The 13,223-nt window shown below is 66.0% G+C and carries 9 protein-coding genes; 4 read left to right on the forward strand and 5 right to left on the reverse strand.

All coding sequences use genetic code 11. From position 1 onward, the window contains the following. Positions 1–23: 23 nt before the first annotated feature. From LVJ94_38015 to LVJ94_38025, 3 genes are all read right to left on the reverse strand, one after another. The gene (locus LVJ94_38015; protein ID WXB02695.1) at positions 24–3,977 is read right to left on the reverse strand and encodes a protein kinase; all 3,954 of its coding nucleotides are present in this window, start codon (positions 3,975–3,977) and stop codon (positions 24–26) included. Positions 3,978–3,981: 4 nt separating this feature from the next. Further along, positions 3,982–4,593, reverse strand: coding sequence for an RlmE family RNA methyltransferase (locus LVJ94_38020; protein WXB02696.1), 612 nt, complete (start codon positions 4,591–4,593; stop codon positions 3,982–3,984). 101 nt (positions 4,594–4,694) lie between these two features. Then, positions 4,695–5,168: a peroxiredoxin gene (locus tag LVJ94_38025; GenBank protein ID WXB02697.1), complete on the reverse strand. Its 474-nt coding sequence runs from the start codon at positions 5,166–5,168 to the stop codon at positions 4,695–4,697. A 151-nt stretch (positions 5,169–5,319) separates the two neighbouring features. On the opposite strand from LVJ94_38025, the gene rplS reads away from it, so the two are divergent. Next, on the forward strand, positions 5,320–5,676 hold the full coding sequence (gene rplS / locus LVJ94_38030; GenBank protein WXB02698.1) for a 50S ribosomal protein L19: 357 nt from the start codon (positions 5,320–5,322) through the stop codon (positions 5,674–5,676). 283 nt (positions 5,677–5,959) lie between these two features. Here rplS and LVJ94_38035 read toward each other — a convergent pair whose 3' ends face one another. Next, positions 5,960–7,093, reverse strand: a complete 1,134-nt coding sequence (locus tag LVJ94_38035; GenBank protein WXB02699.1) for a hypothetical protein — start codon at positions 7,091–7,093, stop codon at positions 5,960–5,962. A 168-nt stretch (positions 7,094–7,261) separates the two neighbouring features. Next, entirely contained in the window at positions 7,262–8,443 is a 1,182-nt protein-coding gene (locus tag LVJ94_38040) for a glycosyltransferase (protein ID WXB02700.1), read from the reverse strand. 122 nt (positions 8,444–8,565) lie between these two features. Here LVJ94_38040 and LVJ94_38045 point away from each other — a divergent pair, with 122 nt between their 5' ends. The 3 genes from LVJ94_38045 (at position 8,566) to LVJ94_38055 (ending at position 13,222) form a co-directional block, all read left to right on the forward strand. Next, complete coding sequence (locus LVJ94_38045; protein ID WXB02701.1) at positions 8,566–9,696, forward strand: glycosyltransferase; 1,131 nt, start codon at positions 8,566–8,568, stop codon at positions 9,694–9,696. A gap of 66 nt (positions 9,697–9,762) precedes the next feature. Beyond that, on the forward strand, positions 9,763–11,073 hold the full coding sequence (locus LVJ94_38050) for a hypothetical protein (GenBank protein WXB02702.1): 1,311 nt from the start codon (positions 9,763–9,765) through the stop codon (positions 11,071–11,073). Positions 11,074–11,464: 391 nt separating this feature from the next. Continuing rightward, positions 11,465–13,222 carry a glycoside hydrolase family 3 protein gene (locus tag LVJ94_38055; GenBank protein ID WXB02703.1) on the forward strand — a complete coding sequence of 586 codons (1,758 nt, stop codon included), beginning with the start codon at positions 11,465–11,467 and terminating at the stop codon, positions 13,220–13,222. Position 13,223 lies beyond the last annotated feature (1 nt).

Raw genomic sequence — 13,223 nt, forward strand, 5'->3', positions numbered from 1 at the left:
AAATAGCACAACGCCCTCTAGGGTCACGCCAGGTCGGCTTCGAGTACCGCGCGGATTTCTTCCGGCACCAAATCGTAGCCTCTGGCTGCCTGGAGGATCATCTCGTTCGTGGCCAATTTCAAATAGCCGCGAACATACGGTGTCTTTTCCAGAGCGCGCATCCGTGTGAGCAGGCGCGGGACGCTGCGCAAGATGGCCACGCGCGCGTCCTCGGGTCGGCCCATGTCGGCCGACACGCGGTGCAGCGCCAGGAAGATGGGCGTCTCGTTAAGCAAGCTGGGGGAGCCTTGATCGACGAGGGCCGACGCCCGCTGCGCCAGTTCGCGCGCGCGCTCGGCGGCCCCGCAACGACGCTCGGCCTCGGCGAGAAATCCCAGCGCGACGGGGAGCACGTCGAGCATCTTCGTCGCTTCGTAGCCCTGCGCCGAAATGCGGAACAACGTGCGCGCGTGCTGCGCGTTCTCGGACGCCGTTCCGACGTCCAAGTTCGGGTTCGCGATGTTGTCGAGCCGGAGAAACTCCATGCCGCGGTAAAAAAGGACACCAAGGGTGGCGCGGTCGTGCGGAACCCAGCTTCCCGTGAGCGCGCCTTCGGCGATCGAACGCGGCTCCTCGAGCAGGTGGTTCAACGCCGGATCGGGCCCGAACGTGGCCGCCCAACAGAGGAGGTTCATCTGCCCGTGCCGCACCGTACCGGGCGAGCCGATGGCCTGCGCGATGCCGATGCCCGCCTCGATCTGGGCGCGCGCCTCGTCTTTGGCCCCGATCGTACAGAGGGCAAACCCCATGTTGATCGTGAGCATGGCCTCGCGTGTGCGAAGCCCCGCAGCACTCGCGGCCTCCGCGGCGGCCCGCCGCGCCTCGAGGGCCGCGCCCACCTCACCGCGAGCCTGGTACACCACCGCGAACGTCTGCCACGCATCCACCGCCGCCGCGGGGATGGCATGTTCGTGCGCGATGGTCAGAAGCCGATCGGCCACGGTGGCCGCCTGGTCGTGCTCGCCCGCGTAAGCGAAACGCGCGGCCAGGACCGCCGCCGAGCGCGCCTCCTCGTCGCAGAGCCCCGCTTCCCGCGCCTCGCGCCCCACTTGTTCGAGGCGCGCGCTCGTCTCATGGTCGCCGCCGCGCGCATCCTCGTAGCGAAGGCGCGCCCCCCGCGCCCGTAGCTCGCTGGACGCGTCGTAAACGTTCTCCTCCATCGAGCGCACTGCACTATCGCGCTCCCCAGCGCGCGCATCGAGGCGGCTCCACGCTTCGTCGAGGATCTGCGCCCGCGCGAACGCCGTGGCCTTGTCCTCGGCGAAGGCCAGCGATTTCTCGGCCATCGACACGGCATCCGCCAGAGCATTCGCGGCAAGCGCGCGCGCCGCCGCCTTTTCGAGGTACGCGGCCGCCTCCGCGCTGCGCCCGCCCAGCTCGAAGTGGCGCGCCACGATGGCATCGTCCTCGCCCATCTTGGCGAGCCAGCGCGCCGCGCACGCGTGCAGATCTTTCAGCGCGTCGTCGCCGAGCGAGGCGTAAGCCACCTCGCGCATCAACGCGTGCTTGAACGCCCACTCGCGGGTTCCTTGGAAGCGGCTCACCGCCTGCTCGCGCAGAACGTCGGCCGCGGCGAGCGCGCGCAGGGCCGCACTCGCTTCGGGAACGTGCAACTCGGACAACCCCGCTTCCCAGCCGGTGAACCCGAAGACCGACAGCTTCACCGCGGCATCGCGCGCCGCATCGTCGAGCGCGTCGAGGTGCACCTGCATCGCCGCCTCGATGGTCGGCGCCGCCGCGGCATCGCGGCCCTTGGTGGCCAGCCGCGCGAGCTCCTCGGTGAACAGCGGCGAGCCACTCGCCTGCGCCGCGATGGTGTCGCTGACCTTGTCGGCCTCGGACACCACGTCGCCGAGCAGCGCGCGCGCGATGAGGCGCACGCTCTTCTTCGACAGAGGCCGCAGCTCCACGCGGACGTGATCGCGCGAGGCAAACAGCGCGGGATTCTCCCGCCACAAGCCGGGCCGGGTGGTGCCGAAGACCCAAAGCGGGAGCCCCACCGCGCGTCCAAGCAGGTGATCCAGCATGGAGAGGCTTTCGCCGTCGCACCACTGCAGGTCCTCGATGCCGATGACCAACGGCGTCTGCTTGGCCACCGACATGCCCAACTCGGTGAGCGCCATCCAGAGCGAGTCGCGCGCGGCGCGTGCCTCGGCCAGTGCGGGCAGCGGCTGGTTGGAAATGATCAGCGCCAAGAGCTCGCGACCATCGCCCTCGCTGACCAAGTCCTTGATGGCCACCATGGCCTCGTACTCGTCGACCCGTTGATTCGAGACGCCGGCCAGGCCGCGCGCAATGCTGGAGATGATGCCCAGCGCGTGCGCGTTGGAGAACGTTTCGGTGCGCACGAGCACCACGCGGGGCGCGGTCACGTGCGACGAGACGCGGAGCAGCGCCTCCTGCCGCAAGCGCGTCTTGCCGATGCCCGGTGCGCCGGTCATGGTCGTCACCACGGGCGTGGCATCGTCCACGCATCGCTCGAACGAGGCGAGCACTTGCCCGAGCTCCGCCTCGCGCCCGACGAACGGCGCGCCACCGGCGCCCTCATGCTTACCTGGGACCGGCTCGCCCACCAACGCGGAACCGTCCTCGCGCACGAGGAACTCGAACCGCCCACGTGCGAGCTCGGTCGTCGTCGTGTCGGCGAGCACCTGCCCGCGCTTCGAGTCGCGTGCAAGCGCCGCCGCGCGATCGACCACCTCGCCCATCGGCCGCGTGCGATCGATGCGCGTCCGGCCCGTCGCCACACCCACCGCCGCATTCGTGCGCGCGAGGCGCATCGCCAGATCCAGTGCGCGCGCGGCCTCATCGCCCAAGGCCTTGCGCACGCCCAAGTGGGCCACCACCGCGTCGCCACCGAGCTCCGTGGCATCGGCCCCGCGGGCGCGCAGATGCGAGAGCAGCCGCGCGCGCGGTGCCCCTTTGGGGATGTGCGTCGCCAGGATGGACGTCACCAACCGCGAGCCACCGTACGACGACGGCGTGAGGACACCGCTCGCCGGGGGCATGCTCGGGGCGGTGGCCATCGCATCCTCGGGGACGCCTCCGACGCGCACGATGTGGTGCGTGTCCATGACGAGCTCCGAGGCCAGCTTGCGCAGCTCCTGAGCGACCGCCTCCGCGCTCTGCGGGCGATCCGAGGGATTCGTCTGCAAGAGCTGCCACATCAGCTCGTCCAGCGCGACCGGCACCTGGCCCACCACCTCCGAGAGGCGCGGCGCCTGCGTCGTGACCAGGCGCGCCAGAATCGCCACCGGCGTCGGCCCCACGTGGGGCGGGCGGTTCGCGATCATTTCGAACAAGGTGGCGCCGAGCCCATACAGATCGGCCGACGCGCTGATTTCCCCATCGCCGCGCGCTTGCTCCGGCGCCATGTACGCGGGCGTTCCCACGATGGCGCCCGTGCGGGTCAGCTTCGCGTCCTCCGCGGAGGCCACACCGAAGTCGACGAGCTTCACGCAAAGGGGCCCGGACGGCGGACCGCTGCGCGAAGCACCGCTGCGCAGAAGAATGACGTTCGACGGCTTTACGTCGCGGTGGACGATGCCTGCGGCGTGGGCCGCCGAGAGCGCGTCGGCAATCTGGGCGGCCACCTCGAGGCATTGGCCCACGGTCAGCGGATTGCGCTTTTGCCGCTGCGCGATGTCCTCACCGTCGAGCCACTCCATGGCAACGTAGGGCTGCCCTTCTTCGAGCTGCCCGAACGCGACGAGGCGCACGATCGCCGGGTGTACCAGTCCAGCGAGAACGCGCCCTTCCCGGTAGAAGCGGGCTTCCTCTCCGGCGTCGACCCCGGGGATCGCGATCACCTTGAGGGCGACCCATGCGCCCGAAACGCGGTCGTAGGCTCGGTACACGATCCCGACACCGCCGCGCCCAACTTCGCGCTCGACCTCGAACCTCTCCCCCACGACCGATGAAAGAGGTGAAGGGATCACGGCTTCAAGGCGCCCCCTCCGCCCCGCGCCGGCCCATTCCAATGATGAAGACCTCGTAGCTCACGCTTCGAGTCCCCTCCGGCCGGATGATGCGCTCGCTAGAGAAGTGCTTTCGCAACTCCGCACGCGCAATGGGCAGGTCCTCCCCCATGAAGATCTTTCCGACGAAAGCTCCACCCACCTTCGAAAGACTAGCTGCAACCGCGAGGGCGCGCATGAAAAGCTCGAAACTTCGCGTCTGGTCACCCAACCGATTGCCCGTGGTGTTGGGGGCCATGTCACTCAGGACCACGTCATAGGGGGCGTGGATAGCCAGGGCGTCATTTTCGAGTGACAGCGCATCGCCGACGCTGAAGGTGGCGTGGGGAGGCAGGGTGATCTCGATGGGCTTCAGATCGATGGCGAGCAGCTTGCCGCTCGGACCGATTTTTTGCGCGGCGTACATGGCCCAGCTTCCCGGGGACGCCCCCAGGTCGAGCACGTGCATGCCCGTGCGAAGCAGGCGCACCCGCCGGTCGATCTCCTCGAGCTTGTAGACGCTACGGGCCGGAAACTTTTGTGCTTTCGCCGTCTTGGTGAAGTGATCCGGCTTCTTGTAGGGGTTTTTGCCTCGCATAAAGATCGACCCGTCCGCGGCGGCGCACGCCAACTCCGTCGTCTCGTACGTTCCATAACGCGAAACGGCCCGGTTTCTTTCGATAAAAGCCCTCAGTTCGATCAGGGCAGCGTCGAAAGCACTTCTTTAACGCCGCTGAGGTGCACTCCTGCACGCAGCTCGGCGGAAAAAATCCGTACGATCTTGCCCTGCTTGTCGATGACGAAGGTGAGCCGCTTCGTGCGCTCGAGGAGGCCGAAGATGGAGCCGTCAGCGCCATACATCCGCACGATGCGCTTCTCCGGGTCGCTGACCAATGGGAACGGAAGATGGTGACGGGCCGCGAAATCGCGATGGCTGGCCTCGGTGTCGGAGGACACCCCGATGACCTCGGTATCTTTTCCGCGGAGATCTTCGTAAAGATCGCGGAAACCGCAGGCCTCGCGGGTGCAGACGGGGGTGAAGTCGCCCGGGTAAAAGTAGAGGACGACGTTTTTCTTCCCGCGGTAGTCCGAGAGGCGAAAGGCTTCGCCTTTCGTGTCCTTCGCTTCGAAATCAGGGGCTTCTTGGCCGGCTGCGAGCGCTCCGTCGGTCATGGTTCTCATGCTCTATCAGCCGCCTGGCCGCGTTGACAGAGTCATTTCCAAATGCTTTAAGGCCGCACCCTACTTCCCGGGACCGGCATCCGATTCGTCCGATTCGTCCCGCCCCCCCGTTTTTCCTAGAGCTCTGAAAGAAGGCTATCCCATGAATACGCACCCGAAAATCGCCGAAATCGAGTCGAGCCAGCTTCGCTCGGGGCTCCCCGATTTCCGCGTGGGTGACACGGTCCGCGTGCACTACCGGATCGTGGAAGGAGACAAGGACCGCATCCAGGTCTTCCAGGGTGTCGTTCTCAAGCGCCATCGCGCCGGCGCCCGCAGCACCTTCACCGTGCGCAAAGTCAGCTTCAACGTCGGCGTCGAGCGCGTGTTCCTGACGCACTCCCCCCGCATCGACAAGGTCGAAGTCGTCTCCAAGGGCATCGTCCGCCGCGCCCGCCTCTTCTACCTCCGCGACCTGCAAGGCAAGGCCGCCCGCGTCCGCGACCAGAAGGACGCCTGATCTAGTTTTCCGCGCCGCACCTCTCGGCCGCCATGGTTCTCCATGGTGGCCGTTGGCGTTTTGTTCGGCCGAAGAGAGAGAATTCACAGGAAGACGGGAAGACGGGAAGTTTTTTTTGGATTTCACATCGGCCAACTTGCCCAGCTGAAACAACAAAACAGCGTTCCGCGGCGCTTCGTGCCGTAAGTCCTTCCCGTCTTCCTGTCTTCCTGTGAATCTCAAACAAAAAGGCCCGCGGGGGGACCGCGGGCCTTTTTGAAGGAAGCTAAGGGGAGAAAGTCGATTACTTGAGCGTTACTTCGGCCAGGCTCTGGGAAACGTTGCTCCAACGAATGACGCCATCGGCGTAGGAGTAGTAAGCGCTGCCGGCGGCGCCCTCGACGGCGGTGACGGTGCCGAAGACGTTGGCGGCGGCGGCGTTGGCCACGGGGAGCGGGACCTCGATGGAATCGCCGGCCGAGGTCTTGACGGTGATCTTCTTGAGGACGTCCTCGTGGTTGTTCCAGACGATCACCCCGTTCTGGAAGCTCTCGGTCTGGGTGCCCAAGGCTCCGTCGGAGGAGACGAAGGCGCCAAGCTTGAGGTTCAGCGCGAGGTCGACGACGTAGGTCGGCAGCGCGTTCGGGGCCTCGAGGGAACCCTTGGCGGACAGGCCGCTGATCTTGCCGGTGAACGTGTTGAAGTCGACGGTGCCGTTCGCGTACACCTCGTGATCGACGCCGCGCTCGTGGCCCGAGCGCACGTGGGCGCCGAGACCGAGCTTGCTGGCCGCGTTCTTCACGGCGCCGGCGATGCCGGTGAGGGTCACGTCGTCGATGGCGCCCGTGGCGGTGTTGTACTTCACCGCGCCGGCGCTGAACTTCGCCGTCGTGAGGCTGCCCGACTCGGTGACGCTGACGAACGTGCCGATGCGGCTGTGCGCCGCGGCGAGGGCGGCCTTCGCGCGGACGGTCTTCCAGTTGCCGTCGGTGCCGAAGCCCACGTCGAGCAGCTCACCCGTCTCGTTGCGCGTGCGAACGTAGCCGTTGGTGAATTGCCAGTAGGTGCTGCCGGCGGCGCCCTCGGGAAATTGGAAGGTGCCCAGCTTGAGGATCACCGCAAGGTCCGCGATGTCCTGCGAAAGGGTGCCGTTCGGCGTCACCACCGAGGAAAGCGTCCCGGTGAAGGTGTTGAACTTGATGCTCCCCTTCGCAAACTTGAAGGTCGCCACGGGCGAGGCCTTGTCCTGCCCTTGTGCAGCGCCCAGATCGAGCGAGTTCGCGTACAGGTTCACTGTCTGGATGCCGATGGCGAGGGCGCCCTCGGTCGTTGCCGTCTCCTCCGTGGGGTTCGACTCATCGGCCGCGCATCCGACGACGGCGGGAGCAAAGGTGGCAACGGCAGCAAGAGCAGCGAAAAGCGCAAGTTTGGCATTCATTCGGGCCTTGCGGCCCTCATAGGCCTTATCTGCAATCGATTTCTCAGTCAGCGCTCGGTTCATGGATGGGAAACCTCTTCTCGGGTGATGTTCGATCGTCTACCGATCGGATGTCATCAAGTGGTCTGGCCGGGTGATACGCGGCGACCTCCGAGTTCTCCCCACACGTCACACTATTTTTTCGAGCACCCCATACAGGGAACGGGCGCTCTCTTCCCAACTGCCGGGCCCGGTACGAACGATGGCCTCGGGCTCCCAAGTGCGCGCGAGTGCCTCGATCAATGCGGTCGCGAGCGCCGGGGCATCCCGCGCGGGGACGATGAGCCCCGAATGCGGATCCGCGAGGCAGTCGGGAATGCCGCCCACGTCGGAGCCGACCACCGGCCGGCCACTGGCCAGGGCCTCGAGCACCACGTTGGGCGTTCCCTCGTTGTGGCTCGGCAAGGTGAAGACGTCGCAGGCCCCGACCCATGTCGCCACCTCGCGCAGAGGACGCGGCCCCGGGGCGATCAGCGTGCCCTCCGGCAGCCCCGACTGGGCGGTGCGGACCCGTTGCATCAGCTCGCGCGAAACGCCGTCGCCGAGCAGGGCGAGCCGGGCATCGGGCCGGGCTGCGCGCACGCGCTCGAAGGCGGTGAGCAGCTCACCCACGCCCTTCTGCGGCTCGATGCGTCCGCAAAAGACGATGAGCGCACCATCGCGCGCGATGCCCAACTCGTCGCGGCAGGCGGCGCGATCGCGCGGAAGGAACAGCGACGTGTCGACCCCGTTGCGCACCAGATGGATCGCACCCGCGCGCACGCCCATGTCCTCGAGCAGCCGTGACAGCGGACGCGCCACGGAGATCATCGCGTTCGCGCGCGGAAGGACGCGGCGCATGTACGCGCGCGCCGAGGGCATCTTGGCCACGATGTTCACGTCGGAGCCATGCACCTTCACCGCGCACGGTTTGCCGAAGGCGCGCGCGATCACCGTGGCCGCACACCCATCGGGGTAGGCCCACGTGCCCAAAATGACGTCGCTCTCGCGCACCAAGCGACGGAGCGCGGGCTGCGACGCCAACGACGCGAGGTACAGCGGCAGCGCCACCGACGTGCCCACGCGCGGCAAATAAAGCTGCCGCAGGTAGTGCGTGTCGATGCCCGCGACACGCTCGCGCTTCGGCAGCGCCGACAGCTTCGCGGCGCGCTCCGGCATGTGCGTGCGATGTGCCAGCGGCACGTACGGGATGGCCTCGACCACCGTCAGATCGCAAAGCTTCGACAGTTCGACGAACTGTTGCCGGTTGAAGGGAGAACTCAACGGTTCGAGGCTGTTGGGAAAAATCTTCGTGATCGCTAGAACACGCATTTGAGAAGGGGGTAGGGATCAGGGGTTAGGGATTAGGGGAGAATGCTCGACGCGGCTCCAACATCTAATTCCTGCTTTCTCCAACCCTAAACCCTAAACCCTAACCCCTAAACCCTCATCAAATGCGCATCCTTCACATCGTGCAATCGTTGGAGATGGGTGGGCAGGAACGGCTCATCTTGCACCTTGCCCGCGCCCTCTGCGCGCGGGGACACGAGGTGGGTGTCGCGTCGCTGACGCTTGGCGGCGTGCTGCGGGCGGAGTTCGGCCAGGACATCGCGGTGTTCGATGTGCCGCGGCACGACGGCTTCGACGCCTTCGTCATCGCCCGCATGGCCAAGGCCATCTCCGATTTTGCGCCCGACGCGGTGCACACGCACAACCCGTCGCCCATGTTTTACGCGGTGCCTGCGGCGCGCTTGCTCGGGGTGAAGGCCATCGTGCACACCAAGCACGGGGCGAACATCTACGGTAAGCGCTCCCTGCATGCGGCGCGGGTGGTGGCGCGGTTCACGACCGCGTTCGTCGCGGTGTCGGAGGGCACGGCGGACGCGGCCCGCATCAAGGAGCGCGTCCCGCCGGCGCTGCTCCATGTCGTTCCCAACGGCATCCCGCTGGACGATTTCGGGCCGAACGCGGACACCCGCGCGCGCGTGCGGCGCGAGCTCGGCATTCCCGACGATGCCTACGTCGTGGGCTCGGTCGGGCGGCTTGCCCCGGAGAAAGATTACCCGCTGATGGTGCGGGCCATGCGCGACGTGCTCGGGCCGCGTGCGCGCCTGGTGCTCGTAGGTGATGGGCCTTCGCGCGGGGACATCGAGCGGGCCATCGCGGAGCTTCCCGGCGAGAAGCATGCATTTTGCACACTCACGGGGACCCGGCGGGACGTGGCGGATCTGCTCACCGCGTTCGACGTCTTCAGCCTGACATCGCGCACGGAAGGGCTGCCCCTCGTCATCCCCGAGGCGATGGCCACCGCGCTGCCCGTCGTCGCGACGGCGGTGGGCGGGCTGCCCAGCATCGTTTCGGAGCGTGTGGGGCTGCTCGCACCGCACGGCGACGTGGATGGGCTGGCGCGCGCCATGCTCGCGCTGCGTGACGATGTGGAGCGACGCAACCGCATGGGCGAGGCCGCCCGAAAGCAGGCGCTCGAGCAGTTCTCTCTGGATAAAATGACGGACCGGTACGAAACCCTTTATCGGGCCGCGCGATCGCGCGCCACCAAGGAGCAGACTCTAGCATCGATCGCATAGTCGAAGCTTTCCTCCCTCTTTTCTCGTCTTCCTCCCCTCCCCGCTCCTCCTCGGCTCCGCGCGCCCATGTTCGCCCTCCCCATTTACGCCGCGGGTAACGTGACCGACGTCGCGGCGACCGCGGCGATCGTCCAAGGCGTCAACGACAACGTCATTCAGACGACCGACAACAGCGGCGACATCGATCGGCACCCGGCCACGTTCACCGGCCTCGATGGCACCTTCACCTTCCGCATCACGGAGCCCGACACGGACGTGCACGGCCTGCGACTGCGCGTGCGCGGCCAGTATTACCAGTCGCTCGACGGCACGCGGGCGGCCGATCCCGACGGCACCTTTCAGGCCGTCTATTCCAGCTCCATCACGCTGTCACGGTTCTCCACCATCACGCTTTCGGCGTCGAACACCATCACCGCCCTCACCTCCGCGCGCGTCGGCGACGGCACCTTGTTCTTCACCGTCGACCCGAGCACGACGCAGACGACCTTCACCCTCACGCAGGGAAGCGCCACCTTCGTGCAGGAGCTCAACCAGCGATGGCGTTTTCGCCAGAGCGGCGGCATCCTCGTGACGAGCACGGTCTCGGCGCCGCCATTCATCTTGGCCGGCGGGCAGGTGCTCGATCGCAAAGGCATCGATGGCGTGCAGCCGTTCAGCACGACCAGCGTGCTCCATGATTTCTCCGCGCGGGACACCGGCGACATCTCGTTCATGTACCGGTACACGTACGCGCCGTACTCGCTCGACTTCCGCTCCTCGCCGCCGCGCGCCGCCGGTCCGCAACGCATCCACCAAGTGATCCCCGACATCGGGCTCACGCACATGTTCAGCCCTTATTGGCTCGGGCTTTCGCGCGTCGGTCTGAGCGTCTCCTCCGCGCCGAACTTCAGCGACAGCAACAAGCCCGTCATTTTGCCCATCCTGTCCGAGGAAGTGCACTTCACCAACGAGCGCTGGGCGTTCATTGCGTCGGCCGCCTTCTCGTACGGCAGCGTGACCCCTCGTTTGGGATCGGGTCCCAGCTTGACGGGGCAAGCTTCCCTCGTGGGCACTCCCTACCCGCATGGCAAATTCCGTAATTTGATGATGACAGTGCAAACCGTTGCCTCGCACGCGCAACTCCAAGCGTCGGGCTCGGCATCGACGAACATCAATGCGGCGGGCGTATCCATCGAAGGGCGATATCCGCTCACGAAAGGCCTCGGATTGAGCGCCGGTTATGACATTCGCCTGTCGACGATTCAGACCTCGGGGGCGGATTTGGTGCCGTTTTTCCGTCAAATCCTCTTCGTGGGTCTCTCCGGGTTTCTGACCACGGATGGAACCATTCCCGTTCTTCAGCTTCTCAATTCGCCATTTCGCCCTGCGGGCGGCTAATACCACTTTACGGACCGAGTGTTCCGTAAGGCGGAAATGCCAATTGGTCTCGAGTGTCCCATTCGCGCCAATCCATTTCCAATGGCGCAACGCGTTGAAACTTGCCAATCGGTCGAGTTTTTCTCGTGCGAGAAAAGGCCGGCGCGGCGCGTAATTTCACGCATGTGACTTGCCATTTCGTCTATGGGTTGAGTCGTTCTCGCACTCGTCAACACGACGCACAACCCTCGGGAGGTTGCTTATGAGACATCTCGGTCGATTGCCGCGTGGCCTGTTCCTGGCCGCGGCCACTCTCTCTTCTCTGGTTTCGTGTAGCTCCGAATCGGGCCTGCGGGATGCCGATGGCGAGGATACGGCGGATGCAGTGACACCGGTTTCTATCGAGATAGAAGTGGAAGCCTCCCTCGAGGCGAAGCTCGATAGGCGCGTGCGCGATCTGCTCGCCCAAATGACGCTCGACGAGAAAATCGGGCAAATGACCCAGGCCGAGCGATTGGCATTCAATGACCAAAATCCGGTCACGGACATTCGCGATTACGGCCTAGGGAGCCTCCTTTCCGGCGGTGGAAGCACGCCCGCGGGAAATACGCCCGAGGCGTGGCGCAAGATGGTCGATGAGTTCCAAAAGCAGGCATTGTCGTCGCGCTTGGGCATTCCGCTCGTCTATGGCGTCGACGCCGTGCACGGCCACAACAACGTGTATGGTGCAACCGTCTTCCCGCACAACATCGGGCTGGGCGCCACGCGCAATCCGAACCTCGCGCGGCTGATCGGGCGCGCCACGGCGGAAGAGGTCTCGGCCACCGGTGCGCAATGGACCTTCAGCCCGTGCCTTTGCGTGGCGCAGGACGAGCGCTGGGGCCGCACGTACGAGAGCTTCGGCGAGGAGCCGGAGATCGCCTCGTCGCTGGCGTCGATCATCGATGGCTACCAGGGGAATCCGGGGCGGCCGGGCACCGTGCTCGCGACGGCGAAGCACTTCGTCGGCGACGGCGGGACGAAGTTCGGCACCAGCACGAACCCGAATTACCTCCTCGACCAGGGCGACACGCAGGTGAGCGAGGAGGAGCTGCGCGAGCGGCATCTGCCGCCGTTCAAGGCGGCGATCAAGCGTGGCGTTTCCACGGTGATGGTGTCGTACTCGAGCTGGAACGGCACGAAGATGCACGGGCAGAAGTACCTGCTCACGGACGTGCTGAAGAAGGAGCTCGGCTTCAAGGGCTTCATCATCTCCGATTGGCACGCCATCGAGCAGATCCCGGGCGACTACGCGTACCAAGTTCGCACGGGCATCAACGCGGGCCTGGACATGATCATGGTGCCCTTCGAGTACAAGAAGTTCATCGCGACGTTGAAGGCAGAAGTGCTCGCAGGCAACGTTCCGCAGAGCCGCATCGACGACGCGGTGTCGCGCATCCTGCGCGAGAAGTTCCGCTTCGGGCTGTTCGAGCATCCGTACTCGAGCGATCGCTACGCCGACGAATTCGGCGGCAAAGCGCACCGTGCGGTCGCGCGCAAAGCGGTTCAAGAGTCGCTCGTGCTCCTGAAGAACGAGGGCGGTGTGCTGCCGCTCGACGCGCACCGCACCCGCGTTCTGGTGGCGGGCACCAACGCCGACGATCTCGGGAATCAGACGGGCGGCTGGACGATCACCTGGCAGGGCAAGAGCGGCAAAAATACCGTGGGTACGACCATCCTGGAGGGCATCCGCCAGACGGTCGACACGCGCAGCACGGTGGACTACGTGAAGACGCCGACGGCGGAGCAGTCGGCCGGCTACGACGTGGGCATCGTGGTGGTGGGCGAGACGCCGTACGCAGAGGGCGTGGGGGACCGCAAGGATTTCCCGCTCAAGGCCGAGGACCAAACCGCGGTCGACAACGTGTGCGGCGCCACCAAGTGCGTCGTGATCGTGGTCTCCGGGCGGCCGCTCATCGTGACCGACCGCGTGAACAAGATGAACGCGCTGGTCGCCGCCTGGCTCCCGGGCACCGAGGGCCAAGGCGTGGCCGACGTGCTGTTCGGGCACCGCAACTTCAAGGGCAAGCTGCCCATCACGTGGCCGAAGGCCGCCGCGCAGCTCCCGAGCCACAAGGACGACGCGGGCTACGATCCGCTGTTTCCGTATGGGTTCGGCTTGAAATACTGAG

The sequence above is a fragment of the Sorangiineae bacterium MSr11367 genome, assembly GCA_037157805.1.
In the GTDB taxonomy this organism is placed as follows: domain Bacteria; phylum Myxococcota_A; class Polyangia; order Polyangiales; family Polyangiaceae; genus Pendulispora; species Pendulispora rubella.